This is a genomic window from Vicinamibacterales bacterium (assembly GCA_036504215.1).
Taxonomy (GTDB): Bacteria; Acidobacteriota; Vicinamibacteria; order Vicinamibacterales; family Fen-181; genus FEN-299.
On the sequence record DASXVO010000002.1, the window covers coordinates 57,299 to 81,112 of the forward strand.

Below are 23,814 nucleotides of genomic sequence, written 5' to 3' on the forward strand. Positions count from 1 at the left end.
TCGACGCGGCCGGACTAGGCTGTAATGGACCACCGTCACCGGCTACTCATCTGACAGACGCATGAACGACCGTGAAGCGACACTCCGACGCTGGCTTGCAGAGCACCGCGGCATTCTCGTGAGGATCACTCGCGCCTACGCGACCAGCCCGGGGGATGAGGACGACCTCATGCAGGAGATTCTCATCGCACTGTGGCAGTCATTGCCGTCGTTTCGGGGCGCGTCGAAGGTGTCCACCTGGATCTACCAGGTCGCCCTGCACGTGTCGCTGTCGCGGCGTCGCGCCCACCGCCGCAGGCCGGAGTCGATACCGCTCGACCGGGTGGCCGAGCCGTCGAGGGATGGCGAGGCCGAGGCACACGGACGCATGCGGTGGACGGCGGTGCTCGCGGCACTCCGGCGGCTTGCGCCCGTGGACCGCGCACTGCTCGTCCTGGCGCTCGAGGGCGCCAGCCAGCAGGACATCGCGGACGTGCTCGGCATCTCAGCCAATGCCGCGGGTGTCAAGCTGCACCGCGCGCGCCGCAGGCTCGCCGAGATTCTGGAGGCGTGACATGGACTTCAATGGCATCCAGGACGCGTGGTCGCACCAGCCAGATCCCGGGGCGGCTCGCACCGACGACGAGTTGATTCACCTGGTCGTGTCGCGCGATCGGTCGCTCCGGCGTCGAGTCAAGGTCCGCGACTTCATCGAGTTGGGCACGGCGGTCACCATGGCGGCCGGGTTCGTCTGGGTGGCCACACAAGCCGCCGTCCGCTGGCCGTGGATCGCCGCCGCCGTCGTGACGCTCGCGGTGGGTGGTGTCTTCGTCAGAGAGCGACTGCGGCGCCCGCCACCCGCCCAGCAGGCGACAGAGCTGCGCGCCAGCCTGCAACAGGCGTTGGGGGAGGTCGATCACCAGGTCCGGCTCCTCGGTTCGGTATTCTGGTGGTACCTCCTGCCCCTCGGTGCCGTGGTGGTTCTCATCGTTGTCGGTACGTGGCTCGGCGCGCGCGCCGAGATGGACGCGGCGGTCTGGGCCAGGGCGCGCTGGTTGTTCATGCTGTCGTTCGCCGCCGTGCTCCTTGTTACCGGTGGCCTGTATTGGTTGGTCTGGTGGGGGAACATGCGAGTGGTGCGGCGCCACCTCCTCCCGCAACGTGATGAGATCGTCGAGTCGCTCCGCCAACTGTCCGTGGACGAGGAGGAGGGGTGTCAATGAACAGTGCGAGGCTTCGAGTGTTCGGGCTTCCGTTGGCGGTCGTGGCGGCGACCGTGGCCGTGACGGTCGGTTCGTCCCGTGCCGAGGAACAATCGATCGCGTCACGCCTCGAGACGATCCGGGCGGCGGCGAACGTTCCTGCGGTGGGCGGTGCGGTGTTCCGTTCGGCCGGGGCGCCCGAGTTGGCGGTAGTGGGCGTACGTCGCATTGGGAATCCGGTAACCGTCACCGCCGGGGACCTGTGGCACATCGGCTCGCTCACCAAGTCGTTCACATCCGCGCTCGTCGCGACGTTCGTGGAGCGGGGTCAGCTCTCGTGGACCGCAACACTCGGCGACCTGCTGGGCGCAGAACGGGCCCGCAAGTTCGCTCCGGTCACGCTGACACAGCTTCTGAGCCACCGTGCGGGGCTGCCAGCCAACGTGCCGCCGCTCATCACGGCGGTCTTCGCTCAGTCCTCCATGCCCGTGACCGAGCAACGCCAACACCTGCTCGACGCGATGATGAGCAGCGAACCAGCGTCTGCGCCGGGCGAGACCTTCAGGTATTCGAACGTCGGCTACATCGTGGCGGGCGCAATGCTCGAGGCGCGGACCGGGCGATCCTGGGAGGACATGCTTCGGAGCGAGGTGCTCGCGCCGCTGTCGCTCACCAGCGCGGGATTCGGTCCGCCGGGCGTGTCGGACGTCGTGTCGCAGCCGCGCGGCCATCGCAACCAGCCGGGCACCGGCCTCGTATCGGTCGAGCCAGGGCCGGCCGCCGACAACCCGCCGTTCCTCGGCCCGGCCGGCACGCTGCACATGAGCATCGCGGACCTCGCGCGCTGGGGGCAGGCCCACCTCAGGGGCGAACGTGGCCAGGACGGGTTTCTCCGCGCTGCGACGTTCCGCCACCTGCACCAGCCGCCGCGACCGGAGGCCGACTACGCACTGGGCTGGGTCGTGCGCACCGACGGCGCACGGCGCATCCTCTGGCACAACGGGTCGAACACGATGTGGTACGCGGTCGTCGTCTTCGAAGCGGACGCGGATCGCGGCGTCGTGCTCGCGACCAACGGGGGAATCGGCGCGGCGCGGGCGATCGACGCCGCGGCCATGCAGTTGCTGGCGGAGTCAGCTGGCGCGTTCCGGTGACCGGCCAGCCGGTCGGGCACGCGTGCGATCATCCGCGCCCCCAGAACGCCCGTTCCGTCTCGACGCAGAGGATCGAAGCCCTCCTCAGGTCAGGAACCAGCCGGCAAGGAGAAGGACCGAGACGACCGCAATCAGCACGAGGGCGGTTCTCGGGAGGGAGTACCGTCGTGCGTCCTTCGGTTCCTCGACCTGAGCGGCACGGTCCGAATCCGGCGTCTCGCCCACGTCGTCTGCGTCGGAGATGGGTGGGTGAACGAGCGCGGGGATTGCGGAGGCTGGCTCCGTTTCATCCGGGTCAGCCGTTCCAATGGGTGCAATGAGCCGATAGCCTCGTTTCGGAATTGTCTCGATCACTTGAGGGTTCCGGGCGTTGTCGCCGAGGACCTGGCGCAGCTCGGCGATGCAGCGTGCGAGCGCCGACTCGTTGACGAAGTGGTCGTTCCAGACGGTGTCGAGCACTTCTCGTTTCATCACCGTGCGACCGTGGCGCGATGCCAGGCACAGGAGCACGTCCATCAACTGCGGCCGGAGGCGGACGACTTCCTCCCCCTTGGACACGCGACCGAGCGTCGGCTGCACCAGCCAGTCACCGATTCGTAAGTCGTCGGACCCCATCAGTGACGGCGTGGCTCGGCGGACCGTGAGCATTCTCGGACCTCGCGGAGCGGTCTGGCGGTCGAAGGGCATCGCATCCATGCAATATCCTCTCTCGTTCCTCTGAGTCGCGTTCATCTGTCGCCGTTGAACACATAGACGACACGACAGCCACTTTGGGTCCTACAAAACCCCTTCGATTTGACTACAAGTCAATCCGTTTGGTTGCCTCACCCCCGCGAACCGGGCGATGCGGTCGACCACCCCTGTCCGCGCGTCGAAGCAGCCGTTCGGAACCGCACACCGAGTGTCCCGAATCGGACGGGTATCCGGAAGAAATCTGCACATTTACCGGAATCAACCGTGACAACTCCTGCCGCCGTCCTCCGTCCATCCATTCAAGGAGGCGCACCGTGCACAAGATGCTCACGGTCGCGGTGGTGGTGTTGACGGCGATGGTCGTGGCGGAGGGGAGCGAGGCGACCCCCCCGCCCGCGCCGCCGGGTCATCTTCGATGCCTGTCAAACGCGAGCCGCGACCTCGCCATCCGTGCTGCCGAACGCTCGCCGGTCGTTCGGCGGCTCATCGAGGACATCGAGCGCAGCGACGTCGTGGTCTACCTCGAAATCCTGGCCGCACCCCAGACGCACCAGTTTCGCGCGTCGATGAGATTCGTGGCGTGGACAGGAGGAATTCGATACCTGCTGGTGCAGATCGATGGCTTCGGCATCAACGGGACGGACCAGGTCGCACTGCTCGGTCACGAGTTGTGCCACGCGCTCGAGGTGGCGGCCGACCTGAAGGTTCGGGACCCGGCCAGCTTCCAGAAGTTCTATCAGCGCATCGGGACAGGGTGGGGAAGCTGCAACTTCGAGACGGCCAACGCGCGCGCGACCGAGCGGCGGGTCAGGGACGAACTGGCGCAGGAGCATCTCTCCTGACACCCCGCTGCCGCGCGAGATCCGCTCCCGCGGCGCCCACCGTCCCGATCCAGGCATACCGTGTAGGATAGGACGTATATCGATCCGTTGCCGGCGCCGAGCCACGGGTCACGGGAGTCCCTGACACGATGACGACCTATATCGGCCTTCTCCGCGGCGTCAATCTCGCCGGCCACAAGAAGGTGGCGATGTCGGACCTTCGAACGCTTCTGGCGGCGCTCGGTTTCGAGGAGCCGCGGACGCTGCTGCAAAGCGGCAACATGGTGTTCCGGGGTGCAACGCGGCCGGCTGCCGATCTGGAGCGGCTCCTCGAGGTGGAAACCGAGAGGCGCCTGGGAGTGAGGACCGAGTACCACGTGCGGACCAGCGTCGAATGGCAAGAGGTTGTCGCACGAAATCCGTTCACCAGCCAAGCGTCGCGCGATCCAGCGCACCTGCTGGTGCTGTGCCTCAAGCAGGCTCCTCCGGCGGGCGCTGGCGGGGCGCTGCAGGCGATCGTCACGGGTCCCGAGCGCGTACACGTGGACGGACGCCACGCCTACATCGTCTATCCGGATGGCGTTGGCGGGTCCAGGCTGACGACGGCGATGCTCGATCGGGCACTCGGTCGGGGGACGGGCCGGAACTGGAACACGGTGCTGAAGCTGGCCTTACTGGCCCCCGGACGGGAGTAGGGGGGCGGTGATGGATCCGGTTCTGTACTCGGAGCCCGCCGCGGTCTTCATCAACTGGAACGCATCCGCCTGGTGCCCGTCCGCCGTAAAGCTCTGATAGGTGAGCCGATCTCCTTCGACGGCGATGACCTGATACAACTGCACGTTCGAGATGATCGTGGCGAGCAGCTTCTCATGCACGGTCGCCGTCTCGTACATCTTCGACCCGGCCACCGAGATGGTGTAGATCGTGCCCGGTTCGTCGGAGCGAACCACCCGCCCGCCATTCACCTTGTGCGTCCGCGCGTAGGCGTGATCGTGGCCCTGGAGTACGAGGTCCACGTGGTACCGGTCGTAGAGGCCGCCGAGCGCCGCACGCATCTCGGGATAGTCGCGGCCCTTCGCGATCGAGTAGAGCGGCTGGTGCTGCACGACGATCGTCCAGCGATTCGGGTTGTGGGCGAGCAGGGTGTCCAGCCACGCGAGGATGGTCTGCTGCACGTTGGCCCGCGCGGTTTCGACGTACGCGTCATTTGCAAACGGATTCGCATCGACCGCGATGAACCGCACGCCCTGATAGTCGAGCGAGTAGTTCTGGCCTTCGAGACCGGGCAGCTTCGGACCGTTGGCGGGCAGCGCGAAGTGCGCGCGCCAGACGGCCGGCACTTCCATCGCCTTGCTCGCGTCGGACGACGAGGGCGCGCGATGCTCGTCGTGGTTCCCTGGAGCGGGCAGGCTCGGTACCGTCGCGGCGATGAATCCGAAACCTGCGACCCATTGTCCCAGCAACCGGTCGTCGTACCCTTCGCCGACCAGGTCCCCGGCGTGCACGAGCAGGCGCGCATCGGGCGCGGACGCATAGGCGGCTCGCACCGTGCGCGGCCACGTGTCGTTCAGGCCGTTCTGGGCATCGCCGAGGTAGATGAACCGGAACGGCGCCGGGTTCCGGCTGGCCGTGACGAACGCAAACCACTCGCTCCACGTCTTGCCGTCGCCGACGCGGTAGACGTAGCGAGTGGCCGGTTTCAGCCCTTCGAACTGGGCGAGGTAGTGGAACACGGTCCCGCCGCCAGGGAGTTCCACTCTCGTTGCTCGCGCGGCGACCGTGGTCGCGCTCTTCTCGATGGCAGGTCCCGGAGGGGCGTTGGCGATCTGCGCACGCGGATCGGCGACAGAATCAACCGTGCGCCACGTGACCGCCTGACTCGTCGCCGGGTCGGCCGACCAGCCGAGGACGATGCGAGACGGTGTGGCGGGCTGGGGTTGCTGAGCCAGGAACGGGATCGATGACGCCACGAGGAGCAGAGCCGCCAACCCGAGAACGAGCGACCGTCGCTGAAGTCGGAGCATGGTGGAGAATTCTACCTTGAGACTCCCCTGCCGTGGGCAGCTGACCCGCGTGTCCGTCGAGAGCGTCGCCGCGGGAGCCCATCACACCGCGGGGCCGCGAACTCGTGGTCCGCGACGCCCGGGTGCATCGAATCTGCCAGCTGCGCAGCAATTCGATGCATCGACGGAGCCCTGTCGCCACAGGCGGTAAGAACGCGTGAGGTCAACTGCATTGTCGAGGTTGGACCTTGTCTTGCACGTCGACACGGCGTGGGTCGTCTTCCACAAGTTGTCACCGAGTTCCCGCAGCAGGCGTCGCGGCCTGTTGTGTGGGCATTTCGTTATCGCAGTCCCGGGGAAGCCCCCGAAGGAGCGTTTGCATGCGGACAGCATCGAGCAGTCCGGTTCCGCGTCGCGTTTGGCGCGTCGCGTCCGTCGCCGTCGCGCTCGTCATGGCAGTTGTGGCGTTTGGCGCGCCGGCGTACGCGCAGCACATGGCCCGCGTGAAGATCGACTTTGCGTTCGTTGCGGCAGGCAAGGACATGCCGGCCGGCGAGTACGAGATTAGCTACGCTGACGGCCGGATCGTACTGCAGCCTCAGGACCGGAGCGTGAGCACGGTCATGATGTCGGTGATCACCCGGCTCGGCCGTCACGACACGGACACCGACCCCGAGTTGATCTTCGACAAGGTCGGCGGCAAGGTCTGTTTGTCCGAATTCTGGCTCGCCAATGACGACGGGTATCTCGTGCTGAACACGCCTACGGACCACGAGCACCGCGTGCTCGGCGGTTCGAGGCCACACAAATAGGCCTGGCGTCTCTGCCAGGGCGTTCAGGCCAGCACCTCCAGCCTTGCACCTTCGGCACCCTCGAGCACCTTCACCAGCTACGTCGTCTGACCTCTCCCCGTACAAAGAACCGGCCGGACGCCTGGCGGCATCCGGCCGGAAGCCGGGGGAGCCACGGGTACGCGCTGCTAGAGCTTGATCTTCGCGAGGGCAGCCATTTCGAGCTTCACGACGCTGTCGGGCAGCGGCGCGTAGCCAAGGTCCGTCGCCATTCTCTGGCCATCGGTCAGCGCCCACTTCATGAACTCGACCATCGTCCTGGCCGCCTGCTTGTCCTTCGGGTTCTCGTAGAAGAGCAGCCAGGTGAACGACGCGATCGGGTAGGATGCGTCGCCGGGAGCGTTGGTAATCGAGACGCGGAAGTCCGGGGGCATTGCGCTCGCCGCCGAGGCGGCGGCCGCCGTGACGCCGTCTATCGACGCGCGAACGAACTTGCCGGACATGTTCTGCACCATGCCGTACGAGATCTTGTTCTGCAGCGCGTAAATCAACTCGACGTAGCCGATCGCTCCGGGCGTCTGCTTCACGAGACCCGCCACGCCTTCGTTCCCCTTGCCGCCGAGGCCCACCGGCCAGTTCAGCGCGGTGGAGATGCCCACCCTCTTCTTCCACTCAGCCGACGTCTTGCCGAGGAAGTCCGCGAAGATATAAGTGGTCCCGGAGCCGTCCGACCGATGCACCACGGTGATGTCGGCGGCGGGGAGGTTGATACCGCCATTCAGCCTGGCGATCGCCGGGTCGTTCCACTTCGTGATCTTGCCGAGGAAGATGTCAGCGAGCACCGTGCCGGTGAATCTGAGCTCCGCGCTCACGCCTTCGATGTTGTAGACCGGCACCACCGCGCCGAGCACGGTCGGGAGGTGCAGGATGTTGCCGGGCGCCGCGAGCTGCTGTTCCTTGGTCATCGGGCCGTCGGTCGCGCCGAAGAACACCGTCTGCGCCGCGAGCTGGCGGATGCCGCCGCCCGAGCCGATTGACTGGTAGTTGATCTGCACCTTCGGGTTCTTCTTGTTGTACTCGCTGAACCACTTGGCGTAGATCGGGAACGGGAAGCTGGCGCCCGCGCCACTGATCGTCTGTGCCTGGCCCAGCACCACGGTGCCGAGCACAGCCGCCGCAAGAACGGCCGCCAATGCCGTCGTCGACCGGAATCCGCGAATCGCGCTGAATACTGCCTTCATTACGTATCCTCCAAGAATCGGCGGGCACGCCCTCTGTCCCTAGAACGTCACCAGCATGTGCACGAAGACCTTCTGCTGCGTCGGCTTGGCCGGCGTGTACTGCTCGGAGGTCACGTTCTCGACGTCGAACAGGAGGGCCGAGGACACGCTGCCTTGCTTCGGGAACCAGTAGGCGATGCCGCCGATCGTCCGCTTGTTGATGCCGGTGCCGGCGATCGTGCTGCCGCCCACCGTCGTCACCTCGTTGTTCGGTTCCATGTGGTCGTAGCGCAGCAACGCCTCCAAGGACGATCCGTTCGGCCACACCATCTTGGGCGTTGCCCATACCGACCAGCCCTTGCCGTGCAGGTCCGTCGACTTCACCTTGGCCGACGACTGGTCCTTCGTATCGAGGTAGTCGAAGCCGATGTTCAGGTACTTGTGCTCGAAGGTGGTATTGAAGATGGCGCGCTTGCGTTCGGCGTTCTGTTGGACGTTGTCCGCCGTGTAGAAACCCTGGAGGCGCCAACCCTTCATGATCGGGTGACGGGGCATCGGGCGGAAGCCGACGCGAACCTGGAACGACTTCTGGTCGTTGGCTTCGGCCTTGGAGTACCCCTCGCCGTTGTAGAAGCCGACGTGGACGTCGCCGTAGTTGTTGGGGAACGTCGTCCGGAAGGAGACGCCGGCGTCGGCCGACGACATGTAGCCCTCGCGCTCCGGGAACACCGTGCCCTGGAAGCGGTAGCGGTAGATGCTCTCGATGCTATCGATGAACGGCGTCTGCTGGATGCCGAGGCGCACGAACGATCCCTTCGGGAGCCAGTCGTCCAGGTTGAACTGAGCGTAGGCATACTTGAGCCGGAACGTCATGCTCCCGGCGAGCGAGCTGCCCGTGCCGCTTTCGCGCGTGACGTCCGGCGTGATGCGGAACGCCACGATGTGCGAGATGTTGCCCGTGACGTTGATGTAGCTCCGCGCGACGTTGAACGAGTTCGGGTTGATGTCGTTGCCATCGGCGTCCTTGCCGAGCGGCTTCTGCTGATAGGTGTAGTCGGCGAAGATCACCGCGCCGATCTTGATGCTCGGGGTGTCGTCGGGCGGGGTGTAGCCCGCAGCCGGTGTCACCTGGGCGCCAGCAGGCCGCGCGGAGCACAACACGAAGGCAGCAACGGCGGAGAGCGCGAACCATGCGCGCCATGAACGATTCGACGTAACGTGTGCGGTCGTCAACTGAGGCTCCTTTCAGCCACATGAAGCTCGGACTGAGGATACGAACCCCAGGTGTCGGGGAGTTGTCGGCCAGGTTACGGAACGGTTAAATCGTGAGTTCGACCCTAGGGTTCCAGACTCAGGAACGCACCGATCTGACGGCGGAGTTCCTCCTGGATGCGATCGATCGGCTGGCGAGCGTCGAGGGTCCGGAACGCGAACTCATCGACCATCGAGTTGTACTCGCGCAAGAGCTTTGCCTGGTAGGTTCGGAAGCTGTCGTAGATGTCGTCGCCGAGCTTCAGGTCCATCCCGGATTCCCAGAAGTCCATCCCGCCAGACTCGAGCACGCGGCGGATCAGTGTATCCGCGTCGATCTTGAGGTAGAAGACCAGGTGGGGCGCAATGCTGAAACCGTACAGGTTCCGCAGCCACCCTCGATCCACGCCCCGAACACGCGCGCGGGCCAGCGCGGTGAAGATGTACCGGTCCGCCAGCACGATGAAGCCTGCCTTGAGCGCCGGAATGATCTCCTTTTCCAGCCGGTCGGCGAAGTCGGTTGCATAGAGCAGGACGAACGTCAGCTTGTTCAGCGTGTTGCTCGCCTTGGCCAGGTCGATCGTCGGCTGCATCAGCGTGGAGCGCGTCCAGCCGGTTTCGACGACGCCGTAGCCCTGGACTTCCAGCCATTCGCGGAGGAGACGAATCTGCGTCGATCGTCCGACGCCGTCAGTCCCCTCGATGGCGATGATCTTTCCCGGATAGTCCTCGAGCCCGACGTACGGCAATCCCGATCCGTAGAAGTGACCCGGTTGAACGACCTGTTCCCGCAGCCCGCCGGCGTCCTGTTCGTCAGCCATTGCCTCGCTCCAACTCGCGTGCGATCAACCGTCGCACCTTGCGCTGCTGATCCGGAATGCCGCCGGTGGCGTCGATCACCTGCAGACCGAACTCGTCCACCAGCCGGTCGTACTCTTCGAGCACGCGTCCCTGGAACAGCCGGAAGCTCTCGTTGACGTCCGCGCTCCAGCCCATGTCCATTCCGGCTTCGTAGAACTTCAGCTTCACGCGTCGTGCGAGCAGCCGGTCGAGCGAGACCTCGATCGGCACGCGGAAATAGAGCGTGATGTCCGGTCGGACGGCGAAGCCGTACAGATCGCGCACCCACTGCCGGTCCACGCCGCGCGCGACGTCCCGCGCGAACGCCGTGAACGCATAGCGGTCGGCAAGGACGATCATGCCGGCCTTGAGCGGCGGGATGATCTTGTACATCAGCCGGTCTGCGAAGTCGGTGGCATGCAGGAGGCTGAACGTCGTGGGCGTCAGGAGGTTCTTCTTCTTGCCGGCCTTGGTCGCCGTCTTCACGAGCGTGGACGAGTTCCACTCGGTGACGACGACACGACGGCCAGCCGATGCCAGCCACTTGGTGAGCAGGCCGAGCTGCGTCGTCTTACCCGAGCCGTCGATTCCTTCGACGACGATCAGCCGTCCCGGGTACTGGTGCGGGGTCGTCAGTATGTTCAGCATCGGAGGTCGACTCGATCAAGAGAGGCTTTCCAAGCAGTCGTTCCAGCGGGGCGACCTGTCGAAGGGCCGCCCATCGTTCCAGTTCGATGGGGCCGTGGGCGCGCAACACGAGCCGGTATCGCTCGCCGGCCGGCTGCAGCTCGACCTGGTCGATTACCTGGCCGTGGCTCCGGTCCAGGCACTCGGCCATGCGCAGCAGCGCGGCGCCGACCCGCACGGCCCGTCGCGCGGGCGGCGCCAGTGACGCCAGCGCGCTCTGCGACTTCCGTGGCCGGCCTCGACGATGATAACGCGCCATCAGCGCAATGGCTTCGATCTCGTCCGGCTCGAACCCGCGCAGCCCACCGTTTCGAATCAGATAGTAGGAGTGCTTATGGTGGCCAAGGTAGGCGATGTGCCCGCCGATGTCGTGCAGAAGCGCGGCGAAGTCGAGCCATTGTCGCGCACGATCGTTCAGTTGGTGGATGCCGCGGGTCTGGTCGAAGAGCGACAGCGCGAGGCGTGCCACCTGCTCGGCATGTTCGGGATACCAGCGGCAGCGCTCGCCGAGCTCGATCACGCTGCGGCGGCGGATGTCGGGGTACCGGTCGATGCTCGCGATCCGTTTCCGGTTCTTGCCGATGTAGTCGAGAATGAGCCCCTCGCGCAGCGCGAGATCGCAGAGGGTGATGTCCTTCGCGCCGAGCATGCGCACGGTCGTGTCGAGCAGGATGGCGCCGGCGACGACCAGATCGGCACGCCGGGCGTCGAGGCCGGGCAGCCGAAGCCGGTGCTGCATGTCGAGGGCGACGATCGACTTGCGGGCTCGATGCAGTTCCTTGGCCGAGATGCGGCGGTGATGGATCGAATCGCCGTCGAAGAGACGCCGGCTGAGCGCGACCTCTCCCAGGCTCAGGCTCGTGCCGGACGTCGCGATCACCCGGTCGAACCCGGCGTTTCTCAACTGGTCGGCGAACCCCTCCACCTGGCTCCGGACGTGCTTGATCAGGCGGCGCTCGTCGCGGTTCGACAGGGGGTCGCTCGTGACGAACCGGTCGGTCAACCGGATCACGCCGAGCGAGAAACTCCGGGCAAGGTGCGTTTCCGCGGCGGTGCCGAGCGTGACCTCCATCGACCCGCCGCCGATGTCGACGACGACGGTCGTGCCGCTGCTGGCATTCACCCCGTAGACGGCCGCCATGTGGATGAGCCGGGCTTCTTCGATGCCAGAGATCACGCGTGGCCGGATCCCGGTGCGTTCGGCGACCGTCGCCAGGAACTCGCCACCGTTCTTCGACTCGCGCACGGCACTGGTCGCCGCCGCGATGATCTCGTCCACCTGGCGGGAATCGGCCAGTTGCTTGAACCGGCCGAGCGTGTCGAGCGCCGCCGTCATGGCGCCAGCCGACAGCGCACGACCGCCGAGGCCGCCCGCGCCCAGGCGCACCATCTCCTTCTCGCGGTCCACGATCTCGAACGAGAAATCGGGACGGACCTGCACCACGATCATGTGGATGGAGTTCGTACCGATGTCGATGGCCGCCAGGCGCATACGGACTATAATCTTATCGATCTCGCACCGGCAGGACGCAGAAATCTGACTGAGCCATGCGAGCGGGACAACGACCATGCGCTCCCCGGCGGTGCACCGCGCCCTTGCGCGGCGGCTGCTCGTTCTCGATCGCGACCTGCCCGCGGCGCTCCAGTTCGACGCGGAAGCGCTCCACCGGACCCGTGTCGCGTCTCGTCGCCTCCGCGAGGTGCTGCCGGCGTTGCCGTCGGATGGACGCAACTCAGGGAACGGGTACGAGCGGGACCGGCGGCAGGTCCGCGCCCGCGTCCGGCGTTTGACGCGCGCGCTTGGCGGCGTTCGCGAGCTGGATGTGGCGCTCGCCCTGCTCGAGGAGTACGCGGGGCGCGAACCCGCGCTCGCCTGCCTGCGGGGCACCGCGCGCCTGGCCATCGAGCAGGAGCGTGACCGGCGTCGCGGTGACATGGTGCGGCGACTCGAGGCAATCGACGCAGGGAAGCTGTTGGACCAGCTATCCAGGCTCGCACGCCAGGCAACCGACGAGAGTCGGGCCGAGCGGACCGACAGGCTTCGCCGCCGGGTGCGGCGACGCGCGCGACGTCTGCTGGCCGCGGTGGACGAAGCGGGGGCGCTCTATGCGTTCGACCGGCTTCACCTCGTGCGAATTGCTGCCAAGAAGCTGCGGTACGCGCTCGAACTGGTGCAGGAGGTCGGCGGTGTGCGCACGCTGCGGTTCGTCAAGCGCCTGAAGCAGGTGCAGGATCTGCTCGGCCGCCTGCACGACCTGGAAGTTCTCGCGGGCCAGATTCGGCGTCTGGCCACCGGGGCAGCGGCAGATGGGGAGTCGGGGGCGGATCATCTCCTGGAACTGATCACGCGCGAGACCCGCGAACTGCACGGGGCGTATCTCTCGGATGTCGGTCGAATTGTCGGTGTCGCCGAGGCCTCCATCCACGATCTCGATCGACGACTCCATGCCGCGCCGCCGCGCCCGCTGGCCGGCTGACGGGAGCTGCCATGTCCGACCGCTACAGCCTCTATCTGGTCCGTCACGCGGTGGCCGATGAGCGCGGAGACGATTGGCCCGACGACGCCAAGCGGCCGCTGACGAGCCGCGGAATCGAGAGATTTCGGAGGGTCGTGCGCGGCCTCGCAGCGCTGGACGTCCGGCTGGACGTGATTCTCACCAGCCCGCTCGTCCGGGCCCGGCAGACCGCCGACATCCTGGCTCAGTACCTTCCGGGCCGTCCCGCCGTCATCGAAACCACCGCGCTCGCTCCCGTGGCGGTGTTCCAGGATCTGGCGGGCGAACTGCAGAAGCAGACGCGGCATCGTGCCATCGCGTTGGTCGGCCACGAGCCCCATCTGGGCGGGACCGCCGCGCACCTGATCGGCTACAAGGGCATCCTCGAGTTCAAGAAGGGCAGCGTCTGCCGCATCGACGTGGACGCGCTGCCGCCTACTTCCCGGGGCCAACTTCGCTGGATGGCGCCGCCGAAGCTGCTCGGCAGCATCCACGGCTGAGCTGGTCGAGTTACCCCTGCCTCCAGCCCATATACACAAGATATTGTGCCCGACCGTTTCGACCCCACAGGGTTTATACTTCTGGCAGGCGTGCCAAGGTCGCAGGGGCATCGTCTCCGCTTGCCCTTGCGCGGATCTCACCCGGCCCAGGGAGAGGCATCGGCATGGACAATGGCAGTGGCTCGCGGCCCCGCGTGTACCTTCCCGACACCAACGTTCTCATCAACGACCCGGACTCACTGAGCAAGCTCTCGCGCGGTAACACGGTGGTGGTGCCCTACCCGGTCGTGCGCGAACTCGACCAACTGAAGGAGAGTCTGAACGGCGTTGGAGTGGCGGCGCGTCGCGTCGCGCGCCTGTTGGATGGGTACCAGGAAGGGAGCGCCATCGGGCTCCTGTCACAAGGTATTCCGATGCCCGAGGGGGGGTGCCTCGTCTTCGACGACAACGCGGCGCCGCACGCGGATTCGTGGGACGGATTCGACGGCCACAACAACGACGACCGGATCATCCTGATCGCCCGCAAATGGACGCGGCAGCGTCCCGATGCGCGGGTGAGCCTGGTGACCCGGGACGTGGCCATGCGCGTGAAGGCCCGCCCGCTCGGCGTGCTCGCCGAGGACTATCGCGACGACAAGAAGATTTCGTCGGTGGACGAACTGTATCCCGGCGCGGCGACGATTACGATCCCGGACGGGTATCACGGCCTGCTCACCGACCTGCACCGCGAAGCACGCCTCGAGGCGGGTCGCGTGCTCGACCGCGCGCTCGACGCCCAGCCGATGCCGCTGCTGGCGAACGCGTGCTGCACGATTGTGACCGAGTCGAGCGGGAAGGTCGTCCACGCGATCTACAAGGCCGGGCCGCCGGCGTATTTTCGGTTGGTGCGAAAGCCGGACTCGGACCGGGGCGTGACGCCAATGAACGCCGAGCAACAGTTTGCGCTGGCGCTCCTGACCGATCCCGAGGTGCCGCTGGTCACGCTGGTGGGCCAGGCAGGGTCTGGCAAGACGCTGATGGCGCTGCTCGCCGGCTACCTGCAACTGCGTGAGGGGTACGGCCGGCTGTTGATCTACCGACCGAACATCGAAATCGGCCAGTCACTCGGGTTCTTGCCGGGGTCGCTCGAGGAGAAATTCGCCCCCTGGACGCGTCCCGTGTTCGACAATCTCGAGCTGGTGCTGCGAGGACAGTCGCGGACGGGCATGGCGGCCGGTTTCGATGAGCGGACGAAAGGGAAGGGTGGCGAGGTCAAGGAGAGGAGAGAGGAAGGCGGACGGCACCATCTCGACCTCCAGGACCTGCTCGCCCGCGAGGTCGTGCAGATTGCGCCGATCTCGTACCTGCGCGGACGCAGCATCCACGATGCCTTCATCATCGCGGACGAGGCGCAGAACATGAACCATCATGAGGTGAAGACGCTGCTGACGCGGTCGGGTCAGGGCACGAAGATCGTCTTCACCGGTGACCCGGACCAGGTAGACCTGCCCGATTCCAGCTCGATCACCAACGGCCTGATCCACCTGGTCGAGCGCTTCAAGGGGCAGGACGAATTCGGCCACCTGACGATGACGACGACCGTGCGTTCGCGCCTGGCGGCGCTCGCCGCCAACCTGCTGTAGCGGGACGCGGGTTCGACACAGGGCCTGCAAAGTTCGTCAAGACGAGCCGTTCGACGTTCTGCGTGCTCTCTGTGAGCCCCTGCGCCGTTGGCGGCGGCGCTCACCGTTCCGGGTCTGTGCGCACCGTGCGGATGCCACACACCGTGCCGGTCTCGCTCTCGCCCTCGGGGAAGTCCGTCTCCATCTTCAGGCTGACGCCGGCGGTCGTCCACCGGGCGGTCGATCACGGCGTGGTGCTGGAACTTGTCGGACAGGACCAGCCCGCGGCGGTCGTGCGTGTCCCCTTGGTCAGGGACGACGGTCAGACGAGGACGAGCGCAAGTCCGGCCACACCAGCGACGAGCCACGCCGTCGTGACGAGACCGGCAAGCGGCATCAGCACCACACTGGCGACGAGTGCCGCGAGGCACCCGCCGGCGAGGTCCGCGGCGTACAAGCCCCCGACGGGAATATCTCCCGGAGAGACTGTCCCCGCAGGGTTCCCCGCGGGTGGCGCCAATAGGACACCTCTCCCGGCGCCATCGTTCACGAAGCAGTACCTGGTCGCGCTCGCGAATACCAACGACGCAGCCGTCCCCGCGAGCAGCAGGAGCAGGGCCGTCGTCAGTAAGCTGACCTCGATGCCGCCCGCCACCAGCCACGCCATCAGCAGTCCGGTCGCGGCGAGCGCGCCAAGTCCGGCGAGGGCCAGCCGCCTGCCTGCCGATGCCTGCCGTTCCGCCCGCCACCGGCCCGCGGCCCACGCGCCCGCGCTCAGGCCGACCATGAAGGCCATCACCAGGAAACCGAGGTCTTCGAACAACGCGCCGCGCCGTGCCTGGTAGTCGAAGATGCCCACGGTCTCGAGCAGCATGCCCGCGAATCCGGCGACGAAGGCCAACGCGTAGGGCCGGGCGCGACCGACGACACGCACAGCCAGCGTGACGCCCAGCACCACCGCGACGATGACGAACTGCACCATGGGCGGCCACCGATCGGGCGACGACCACGTCGTGAGGTCGAGGCGGGTCAGGCTGGGGAAGAACTGCGTGAGCCACAGCACCGCCGTGTATTGATAGCACACCGGTCGGACGTCACTGTTGGCGCGTGCGGGTACCTGTTCGAGTCGGGCGGCGAGGTCTGCCCGGCGGTCGTTCTCGTAGACATACCGGAGGTACGCGGGCGTGATGAGCCTCGTGCCCAAGTGGCGACTGGCCAGCCGGGCGACCAGCACCTCGACGTCGGACGGCAGTGTCGCGCGGGATGCCACGACGATCGCTCCCGAGGCCGGCAGCACGTCCACCGTCGCGAACGCCGGGCGTATGGCGCGCACCACGCTTGCCGTTCTGAGGAGCGCTTGCCGCGTGACGAGGTTCTCGGAAAGTGGCAGGCGCAGCGCGAGCACGCCATCTGGCGCGAGCCGCCGTCGGCAGGCCCGGAAGAACTCCTCTGTGAAGAACCGGTTCGTCTGACCGGACGACGGCTCGGGCGCGGCCACGACGATCAGATCGTACGTGGCCGGGCGGGTGATGAACGTGCGCGGATCTTCGAACCACAGCCTTGTTGGCCCGACGCGGTCGCCGATTTCTCGAACGCTCTCCGTTGCGATTCCGAGCTGGCGTTCCGCCACGTCGACGAGCACTCGATCGATCTCGACGACATCCAGGCGCTCGGGCGCGTGGCGCGCGAGCTGTCGATCGATCGCACTGATGCGCCCGCCGAGCAGCAGCATGCGACGAGGGGCGGCATGCTGCAGCGCGCCCAGGTGGGCGAGTTCCTCGTTCTCCGCCGTCTCGCTCTCGAAGGTGAGCACGTCGTTCTCGAAGACGGACACCTGTCCGGCCGACGCGGTCACGGTGATGCGCGCGTACGGCGAGTCCCGCGTGTCCACCACGGTCGGATGCGACCATGCCGTCATGCGGCGATCGACCGATGCTGACCACGCCAGCGCGAGTGGGGTCGTCAGAAGCAGGCCGACGACGACGACGATGGCCGTGCGGGAGCGCACGCGCCGGTCCACGCTGCTTTCCAGGATGACGATCGCCGGCACCACACCGGCGACTCCAACCGCCAGTGCCAACGTCTGCACGCCAGCTCTGAACGCGAGGGTGGCTGCCAGACCGCCGAACGCCGCTCCGAGGCTCTCGATGCCGTAGGCGAGTGCCAGCGAGACGCCGGCGATGGAGGCGGCGCTTGCGGCCCAGCGGAACGCCAAGCCGAGAGCCATCGACAGCGGTAGCATCGAGGCGAGGAGGAGCAGCAGTTGCCGGTCGAACGGGAGGTACGCACCCTGCACCGCGCCGAGCGCCACGCGGCCGGATCTGACGAGCGCCACCATCGCCGGAAGCGCCACCGCGGAGACCGCGAGCAGCCACGACAGGGACGGGCCCCGATCGATGTCGCGCCGTCCGACGAGTGCCGCGCCGGTCGCCGTGCCGGCCATCCACGTGGCGAGCGCCAGCAGATACACCAACTCGACGCCGTAGAAGGCGACGTTCAGCTCGCGGAGCAGGACGATCTGAGCGACGAGCGAGAGCGCCCCAGTCAGGAACAGCCGCATCGCGTCACTTGAATTCGCGCTCGCCGAACACATCCGCCTGGAACGTGAACAACTTCGCACCGGTCCGCCAGCAGCCCTGTTGGAGGCCGCCCTTCGTGCACAAGTTGTCGAGCATCACGTCGCGGGTCCAGTGTTCCTCAGTAGCGACCTGGGGGAGGAAGACGGCAGAACTCCCGTCCTTCCTGAGCAGCACGCCGTCACGGCCGACGACGACCGATTCCGGTCCGGGAACGGGCTTGAACGGGGTCAGTACCGAGATTTCCACCTCGATATCCTTCAGTTCCGCCGCCCGGACCTTGTCGAAGCGTCGGTCTTCGAAGGCTGCCGCCAGAGCCATCGTGCCGACCAGTCGGCGGAGGGGCGCGTCCGGCTGCATCTGACCGATGCAGCCCCGCAGTTCGCCCTTCTTCCGGAGCGTGACGAAGGCACCCTGCTGACGGTCGGCTGCCGCCGACAGGCCCCGCGCGAGAGGCAGCATCCCGCTCTCGAGGTAACGGCGAATCGTCTCGCGGGCGAGCGAGAGGAGTTGCTTCTTGTCCGATTCTGGCAGCGGTGCGTCGGGCGGGACGGCGCCGCGGGCTGCCACCGCGGTCGTGTCCGCACCCGGCCGACCCGCGGAGAAGACGACCGCCCCGTACCCGACCACGCGGTCGCTCTCGCCAACCGCGACGTCGCCCGAGTTTGCATAGCTGACGACGCGGCCTCGAACGGCACCGAGCGCCTTCGCGGCGATCATCGCGGCCATGACGGGCGCGTCGCCGCAGGCGCAGGTGGAGAGGCTGCCGGCTCCAGGCGTGGCGAAGGCCATCGCCGCCCGCACCCGTTCGACGTCGAGGCTGGCGAAGGCTCCGAGCGTCCGCGCGTCGGCGACGACGGCGTCCTTCGCGCTCGGGTAGTGCGACAGGTCTGAACTGGCGACGATCAAGGCCTGGCGACCCGAGAGCACCTTGGCCAGCGCGCGGCCGAACCGAGTCAGCACGGCTGCGTCCTCGGAGGACACGATGGCCGCGACCACCCGCGCGTCCGGGAAGAGGCGCTGCACGAATGGCAGGTGCACCTCGATGGAGTGCTCGCGCGCGTGCACACCGGCATCGGCCACACAGTCCGCGTCCTCCTCGATCAACCTCGCCGAGAGCGGCTGGTCGACCGCCACGACACCCAGGGGCGTTCTCAGGCCGCTGCCGGTGAAGACGCCGATGCTCCGGGAGCCGGCCGTGGTGTGGTTCGTGCCGAGCAGGACGATGATGTCGTACGAGTGTCCGCTCGTCTGCCGCCAGGCGTCGGCGGCGATTTGTCCGGAGAACGCGTAGCCGGCGTGTGGTGCGATGAGTGCGATCGGCCGTTCGCCGGACGGTGCGATGGCATCCCGCAGGAAGCCGTCGAGCGCGGCCGTCAGCGTCTTCCCGTCGCCCGGATAGAACTGTCCGGCCACAGCGGGCGCACGGACGCCTTGCGGTCCGGATCCGTCGGCGCGCAGCCAGCCCCCGCATCCCAGGCCGAGCGCAACCAGTAGGATTCCGCAGAAGAGCGATCGCCGCATCATGTCAGTTCTCCACGTTCCGCCCCGACTTACGCCCACACCCCTGCAATCGCCTGCTTGCAGTACTCGCATCTTCCGTCCCTGATGTGCGTCTCGGTGACGAAGAAGTTGTCGCGCCGGATGACGGCCTCTTGACACTTCGGACAGTAGGTGTGATTGCCTGGATGTCCGGGAACGTTGCCGACGTACGCGTAGTGAATTCCCTTGTCCCGGGCCATCTGCCTGGCCCGTTCCAGCGTGGCGACCGGGGTCGGCGGCAGGTTGCGCAATTGATAGTCGGGATGAAACCGCGTGAAGTGCACGGGAACGTCTGGCCCCAGTTCGCCGGCCACCCATGCGGCCAGGCCCATCAACGCCTTGTCGGAATCGTTCAGCGTCGGGACCACGAGGTTGACCAGTTCGAGATGCCGCCCGCTCTTCGCAATCTGCTTGATGCTGCGAAGCACCGGCTGCAGTTCGGCGCCGCACACGTTGCGGTAGAACTCCTCGCTGAATCCCTTCAGGTCGATCTTGATCGCGGAGAGGGCGCCGCAGACGTCGGCCAACGGGACCTCGTTTGCAAAGCCGCAACTGACCATGACCGCGTGGATGCCACGCGCGCGCGCCTGGCCCGCGACGTCGAGCACGTACTCGATGAAGACGGTCGGTTCGTTGTAGGTGAACGCGATGACGGGCGTGCGACGCGTCTCCGCGGTGCGGACGAGTTCCTCGGGCGCGACGTACTGGCTCTCGACGTCACCGGGCGTCGACTGGGACAGTTCCCAGTTCTGGCAGAACTTGCAGCGCAGGGGACAGCCGGCCGTTCCGAGCGACAAGGCCGAGGAGCCGGGAAGGAAGTGGTAGAAGGGCTTCTTCTCGATCGGGTCGATGTGGACGGCCAAGGGGTAGCCGTAAACCAGCGTCCGGAGTTCGCCGCGGACGTTGGTCCGGGCCCGGCACTTGCCCGCCTGACCGGCAACTATCGTGCACCGCTGGGCGCACAGCAGGCACCGCACCGTGGTTCGCACGTGCTGGTGCACCGCATCCGGCCTGAGCGGCTGATCGTGGCACAGACGGCACTCCGCGCCGGCCAGCGCCGCCGTCGTCCAGTACCGGGCCCTCACGGCGTTGGGCGTCCATCCGGCTCCGGCGACGAGCGATGACCACGGCGGTACGATGGAGAGAGGCAGACTCCGGGCCGCCGTGATGAGGAGTTGGCGCCGGGAGAACATGGATGAATCCTACGCGAGTACTGAATCCAGGGTCGCTTTCAGGTCCGCCAGCCTGTATGGCTTCTGGATGAAGCCCGCCAGCGCCTGGTCAACCAGCCGCTCTTTGATCTCCTGCCCCTGGTATCCGCTGGCCATCACGACCGGCAGGTCGGGTTCGATGTGCCGCAGTTCACAAAGCGTCGCCTCTCCGTCCATCTTCGGCATGGTGAGGTCGAGGAGCACGCAGCCGATGTCTCCAGGGTGTTCACGCACCATGGCCAGGGCCTCGACGCCGTTGGTCGCGGTGAGGACCCGGTACCCGCAGCGTTCGACGAACCTCTTCGCCAGCAGCCTCACGCTGTCCTCATCGTCCACAACGAGGACCGTGGGCGCTTTCGCTGTGGCGGCGTCGGGTGGCACACCAGCGATTGGTCGTGACACGGGCGCATCCACGGCGGGAAAGATCGCGCGGAACGTTGCCCCATGGCCCGGCTCGCTGAGAACCTGGATGTGGCCGCGGTGGCCGCGGACGATGCCGAGGACGGCCGGGAGCCCGAGGCCTCGACCGGGAAACTTGGTGCTGAAGAAGGGATCGAACAGGCGCAGCCTCGTCGCCTCGTCGATTCCAGGTCCGGTGTCGGAGACCTCCACGAAGACAAAGCGACCATCGGGTATGTCCTCGCCGAGGTAGTCGACGTCCAGGGGCAGGGCGTGCTCTGTGGTATTTCCCGTCCGGATGCTCACCACGCCGCCGTTGCTGCCGATCGCCTCGGATGCATTGACGGTCAAGTTCATGACGAGTTGGCGAATCTGACCGGGATCCACCTCCGCCCGGTTCATGTGGCCGTCGAGGTCCCACCTGAGCGAGACGCCCTTGGAGACCGCCACTTCGAGCATGCGCTTCATCTCGAGGACGATCCGCGACAGGTGGAGCGGCTCGAGCACGAAGCGGCCGTGACCCGAGTAGGCGAGCATCTGCCGGGCAATCTCGGCCGCACGCCGCGCGGCCGCCTCGATGGCCACGATGCTGTCGGCTGCTGGAGTGCCTGGCGGCAGGTCGAGCAGTGCGAGGTCCGCGTTTCCAAGGATGGACGTCAGCAGGTTGTTGAAGTCGTGGGCGATGCCGCCAGCCAGCACGCCGAGACTCTCGAGCTTCTGCGCCTGCAGCAGCCGCGACTCCAGGTGTCGCTGCTCCTGATCCTGGCGCATGTGCTCGGTGAGATCCTGAATTGTACCGAACACGCGGGTCGACTGCCCGCCTCCGCGATCGATGAACTCGCCGAGACCCTGCACCCAGCGGATCTGTCGGTCCTTCGGGCGGACGATTCGATACTCGCAGGAGAACGGTTCGCCGCCCGCAAGCGTCCGCTGAAACCTGGCTTGGACCTCTGCGTGGTCATCGGCATGCACGAGCGACAGCCAGCTCTCCATCGTCCTCGGGAAGGCCTGACCGATGCCGAACAGCTCGTCGAGTGCTCCGGAACCCCGCCACGTGCGGGCCGAGATGTCATGGACGAACCATCCGACGCCGGCGACGCGCTGCAATTCCCGCAGCGAATGCTCGCTGTCGCGCAGCGCCTCTTCGACCTGTTTGCGGTCGGAGATGTCGGTGAAGATCCCGATCGACCCCTCGATCTCGCCGCCAGGCCCGAGGAGGGCTGTCTCCCGCACCAGGCACCAGAGCGGGCTGCCGTCCGCGCGCCGGAACCGCTGCTCGTACCGGCCACCAACGCCAGCAGCGCGCCCCGCCATCCGAGCCTCGTGCGCCTGCAGATCTTCATCGAACATGAGATCGGCCACGGGGCGACCGATGAGGTCGTCCGGCGCGAAGCCAAGCAAGGCCCCCATCCGCGCGTTCATGGAGGTGGTGCGCCGGCGTCCGTCCATCGTCCAGAGGCCATCGCCGGACATCTCGACGATCTGCTCGCAACTCAGCGGGCTCTTCAGCACGTCGAACTCCCTGTGAGGGCGGAGCCGAACGCGTGCAGGGTGGGGTGACTGGCGACATGGTAGCATGGAGCCCGGGCCAGGGACTCGAGTCCGGGAGAATGCTCGCACATGGCTGTCACGATCGATATTCGATACCTGGGAGACTTGCACTGTGAGGCGACGCACGGCCCGTCCGGCCGTCAGTTCGTGACCGACGCTCCGACGGACAACGGGGGAAAGGGAGAGGCGTTCTCGCCGACCGACCTCGTTGCCACTGCGCTGGGGACGTGTCTGCTGACGGTGATGGGGATCGTTGCGAAACGTGACGGGCTGGATCTGTCGGGCACGAAGGTGACCGTCATCAAGGAGATGACCGCGGTGCCGCTGCGTCGTGTCGGCGCTCTCACCGTGACGATCACCGTTCCGCCCGACCGCATTCCATCCCCGAAGGACCGAGCCAAACTCGAGCGCACGGCGGACACCTGCCCGGTCAAGCAGAGCCTTCATCCGGACGTGAAGGTCGAACTGCGGTTCGTGTACGCGTAGCCGGTCTACGACGGGATCTTCCCCAGCACGCCCCACAGCCACCGATGGAACTTGTGGAACGATGCGGTGGGTTCCGCGAACATCAGGATGCAGTGGCCGTGGACGGCGTCCAGGCCGAGTTCTTCGGCCGCGCGCAAGGCCTCCGGAGACGCTGCGCCCTGCTGGAGCCAGACGGCCTTGATGCCCGCCGCCGCCGCTTCCCGCACGACAGCCTCGGCCCGGTCCGGGCTCACGGCAACGAGGAGTCGTTCGATCGGCCGCGGCAGGTCGGCCAGCGCGTGCCAGCACGGGTCGCCCTGGATCGTGTTGGCCGTCGGATGCACGGGAAGCATCCGGTAGCCGCGCCCCTTCAGTTCCTTGTATGCGGCGTTCCCGAATCCCTTGCCGTTGGCCGACACGCCAATGATCGCGAGCGTGCGGTCGGACGCAAAGCCGTCGATCGTCTGCCTGGTGACAGTCTTCATGATGACCTCGAGCGTGAGCCTACCGAATCCAGGCCGAGCGCGTCAACGGCAGCTTCGAACGGGTGCCTCGCACCGCTCCCGATTCGCCGCTCGCCGCTTCCTGTGCTATTGTTGAATTCTCCGCTCGAAAGATTAGGGAGTATCCCATGAGAATAGGTCTGCCCGAGCTGATCCTGATCCTCGCCATCCTTCTCCTCCTTTTCGGCACCAGCCGGTTGTCCGGCCTGGGCAAGGGGTTGGGCCAGGCAATCCGCGGTTTCAAGGATGAGATCGACCCGAAGGACGAGCACCGCGACGCGAAGTAGCCTCGCGCCGCAGCCTCCGAATGGGGCGGGTTCGCTACCCGCC

The 23,814-nt window shown here is 66.7% G+C and carries 23 protein-coding genes; 11 read left to right on the plus strand and 12 right to left on the minus strand.

What is annotated here, in order from left to right:
- The first annotated feature begins 61 nt into the window (after nt 1–61).
- Genes VGK32_00385 through VGK32_00395 form a run of 3 tightly spaced genes read left to right on the plus strand, consistent with a single transcriptional unit; the run spans nt 62 to nt 2,335 of the window.
- Complete coding sequence (locus VGK32_00385; protein HEY3380188.1) at nt 62–553, plus strand: sigma-70 family RNA polymerase sigma factor; 492 nt, start codon at nt 62–64, stop codon at nt 551–553.
- 1 nt (nt 554) lies between these two features.
- Nucleotides 555–1,202, plus strand: coding sequence for a hypothetical protein (locus tag VGK32_00390; protein ID HEY3380189.1), 648 nt, complete (start codon nt 555–557; stop codon nt 1,200–1,202).
- Nucleotides 1,199–2,335, plus strand: coding sequence for a serine hydrolase domain-containing protein (locus VGK32_00395; protein HEY3380190.1), 1,137 nt, complete (start codon nt 1,199–1,201; stop codon nt 2,333–2,335). Before VGK32_00390 ends, VGK32_00395 begins: the two co-directional genes overlap by 4 nt.
- A gap of 84 nt (nt 2,336–2,419) precedes the next feature.
- Here VGK32_00395 and VGK32_00400 read toward each other — a convergent pair whose 3' ends face one another.
- Nucleotides 2,420–3,031, minus strand: a complete 612-nt coding sequence (locus tag VGK32_00400; GenBank protein ID HEY3380191.1) for a transcriptional regulator — start codon at nt 3,029–3,031, stop codon at nt 2,420–2,422.
- Between the two features lie 311 nt (nt 3,032–3,342).
- On the opposite strand from VGK32_00400, the gene VGK32_00405 reads away from it, so the two are divergent.
- Nucleotides 3,343–3,870, plus strand: a complete 528-nt coding sequence (locus VGK32_00405; protein HEY3380192.1) for a hypothetical protein — start codon at nt 3,343–3,345, stop codon at nt 3,868–3,870.
- Between the two features lie 128 nt (nt 3,871–3,998).
- A complete protein-coding gene (locus VGK32_00410; protein HEY3380193.1) occupies nt 3,999–4,544 on the plus strand; it encodes a DUF1697 domain-containing protein in 546 nt (181 codons plus the stop codon).
- Here the strand turns inward: VGK32_00410 and VGK32_00415 are convergent.
- Nucleotides 4,521–5,873: a metallophosphoesterase family protein gene (locus VGK32_00415; protein HEY3380194.1), complete on the minus strand. Its 1,353-nt coding sequence runs from the start codon at nt 5,871–5,873 to the stop codon at nt 4,521–4,523. The genes VGK32_00410 and VGK32_00415 overlap by 24 nt on opposite strands.
- A 359-nt stretch (nt 5,874–6,232) precedes the next feature.
- On the opposite strand from VGK32_00415, the gene VGK32_00420 reads away from it, so the two are divergent.
- Nucleotides 6,233–6,664 (plus strand): hypothetical protein, encoded by a 432-nt coding sequence (locus tag VGK32_00420; GenBank protein HEY3380195.1) that lies wholly within the window; start codon nt 6,233–6,235, stop codon nt 6,662–6,664.
- Between the two features lie 167 nt (nt 6,665–6,831).
- Here VGK32_00420 and pstS read toward each other — a convergent pair whose 3' ends face one another.
- The 5 genes from pstS to VGK32_00445 form a co-directional block, all read right to left on the minus strand.
- On the minus strand, nt 6,832–7,884 hold the full coding sequence (pstS, locus tag VGK32_00425; GenBank protein HEY3380196.1) for a phosphate ABC transporter substrate-binding protein PstS: 1,053 nt from the start codon (nt 7,882–7,884) through the stop codon (nt 6,832–6,834).
- A gap of 39 nt (nt 7,885–7,923) precedes the next feature.
- Nucleotides 7,924–9,096 carry a hypothetical protein gene (locus VGK32_00430; GenBank protein HEY3380197.1) on the minus strand — a complete coding sequence of 391 codons (1,173 nt, stop codon included), beginning with the start codon at nt 9,094–9,096 and terminating at the stop codon, nt 7,924–7,926.
- A 104-nt stretch (nt 9,097–9,200) separates the two neighbouring features.
- The gene (locus VGK32_00435) at nt 9,201–9,935 is read right to left on the minus strand and encodes a thymidylate kinase (GenBank protein ID HEY3380198.1); all 735 of its coding nucleotides are present in this window, start codon (nt 9,933–9,935) and stop codon (nt 9,201–9,203) included.
- The gene (gene tmk / locus VGK32_00440) at nt 9,928–10,602 is read right to left on the minus strand and encodes a dTMP kinase (protein ID HEY3380199.1); all 675 of its coding nucleotides are present in this window, start codon (nt 10,600–10,602) and stop codon (nt 9,928–9,930) included. The genes VGK32_00435 and tmk overlap by 8 nt, the downstream gene beginning before the upstream one ends.
- Nucleotides 10,526–12,133, minus strand: a complete 1,608-nt coding sequence (locus tag VGK32_00445) for a Ppx/GppA phosphatase family protein (GenBank protein HEY3380200.1) — start codon at nt 12,131–12,133, stop codon at nt 10,526–10,528. Before VGK32_00445 ends, tmk begins: the two co-directional genes overlap by 77 nt.
- Nucleotides 12,134–12,209: 76 nt before the next feature.
- Between VGK32_00445 and VGK32_00450 the strand changes: the two genes are divergently transcribed.
- From VGK32_00450 to VGK32_00460, 3 genes are all read left to right on the plus strand, one after another.
- Nucleotides 12,210–13,118, plus strand: a complete 909-nt coding sequence (locus VGK32_00450) for a CHAD domain-containing protein (GenBank protein ID HEY3380201.1) — start codon at nt 12,210–12,212, stop codon at nt 13,116–13,118.
- An 11-nt stretch (nt 13,119–13,129) separates the two neighbouring features.
- Nucleotides 13,130–13,636: a phosphohistidine phosphatase SixA gene (sixA, locus tag VGK32_00455; protein ID HEY3380202.1), complete on the plus strand. Its 507-nt coding sequence runs from the start codon at nt 13,130–13,132 to the stop codon at nt 13,634–13,636.
- Between the two features lie 164 nt (nt 13,637–13,800).
- Nucleotides 13,801–15,258, plus strand: coding sequence for a PhoH family protein (locus VGK32_00460; GenBank protein HEY3380203.1), 1,458 nt, complete (start codon nt 13,801–13,803; stop codon nt 15,256–15,258).
- 301 nt (nt 15,259–15,559) lie between these two features.
- Here VGK32_00460 and VGK32_00465 read toward each other — a convergent pair whose 3' ends face one another.
- From VGK32_00465 to VGK32_00480, 4 genes are read right to left on the minus strand one after another with little or no spacing between them, the layout of a single operon-like run.
- Entirely contained in the window at nt 15,560–17,797 is a 2,238-nt protein-coding gene (locus VGK32_00465) for a hypothetical protein (protein ID HEY3380204.1), read from the minus strand.
- A gap of 4 nt (nt 17,798–17,801) precedes the next feature.
- Nucleotides 17,802–19,340 (minus strand): AmmeMemoRadiSam system protein B, encoded by a 1,539-nt coding sequence (gene amrB, locus VGK32_00470; protein HEY3380205.1) that lies wholly within the window; start codon nt 19,338–19,340, stop codon nt 17,802–17,804.
- Between the two features lie 26 nt (nt 19,341–19,366).
- Complete coding sequence (gene amrS, locus VGK32_00475; GenBank protein HEY3380206.1) at nt 19,367–20,548, minus strand: AmmeMemoRadiSam system radical SAM enzyme; 1,182 nt, start codon at nt 20,546–20,548, stop codon at nt 19,367–19,369.
- A 9-nt stretch (nt 20,549–20,557) separates the two neighbouring features.
- Nucleotides 20,558–22,477 carry a PAS domain S-box protein gene (locus VGK32_00480; protein HEY3380207.1) on the minus strand — a complete coding sequence of 640 codons (1,920 nt, stop codon included), beginning with the start codon at nt 22,475–22,477 and terminating at the stop codon, nt 20,558–20,560.
- A 108-nt stretch (nt 22,478–22,585) separates the two neighbouring features.
- Between VGK32_00480 and VGK32_00485 the strand changes: the two genes are divergently transcribed.
- Nucleotides 22,586–23,002 carry an OsmC family protein gene (locus VGK32_00485; protein ID HEY3380208.1) on the plus strand — a complete coding sequence of 139 codons (417 nt, stop codon included), beginning with the start codon at nt 22,586–22,588 and terminating at the stop codon, nt 23,000–23,002.
- Between the two features lie 5 nt (nt 23,003–23,007).
- On the opposite strand, the gene VGK32_00490 is transcribed toward VGK32_00485, so the two are convergent.
- Nucleotides 23,008–23,466 carry a CoA-binding protein gene (locus VGK32_00490; protein ID HEY3380209.1) on the minus strand — a complete coding sequence of 153 codons (459 nt, stop codon included), beginning with the start codon at nt 23,464–23,466 and terminating at the stop codon, nt 23,008–23,010.
- Between the two features lie 146 nt (nt 23,467–23,612).
- Here VGK32_00490 and VGK32_00495 point away from each other — a divergent pair, with 146 nt between their 5' ends.
- Nucleotides 23,613–23,771, plus strand: coding sequence for a twin-arginine translocase TatA/TatE family subunit (locus tag VGK32_00495; GenBank protein HEY3380210.1), 159 nt, complete (start codon nt 23,613–23,615; stop codon nt 23,769–23,771).
- The last annotated feature ends 43 nt before the right edge of the window (nt 23,772–23,814 follow it).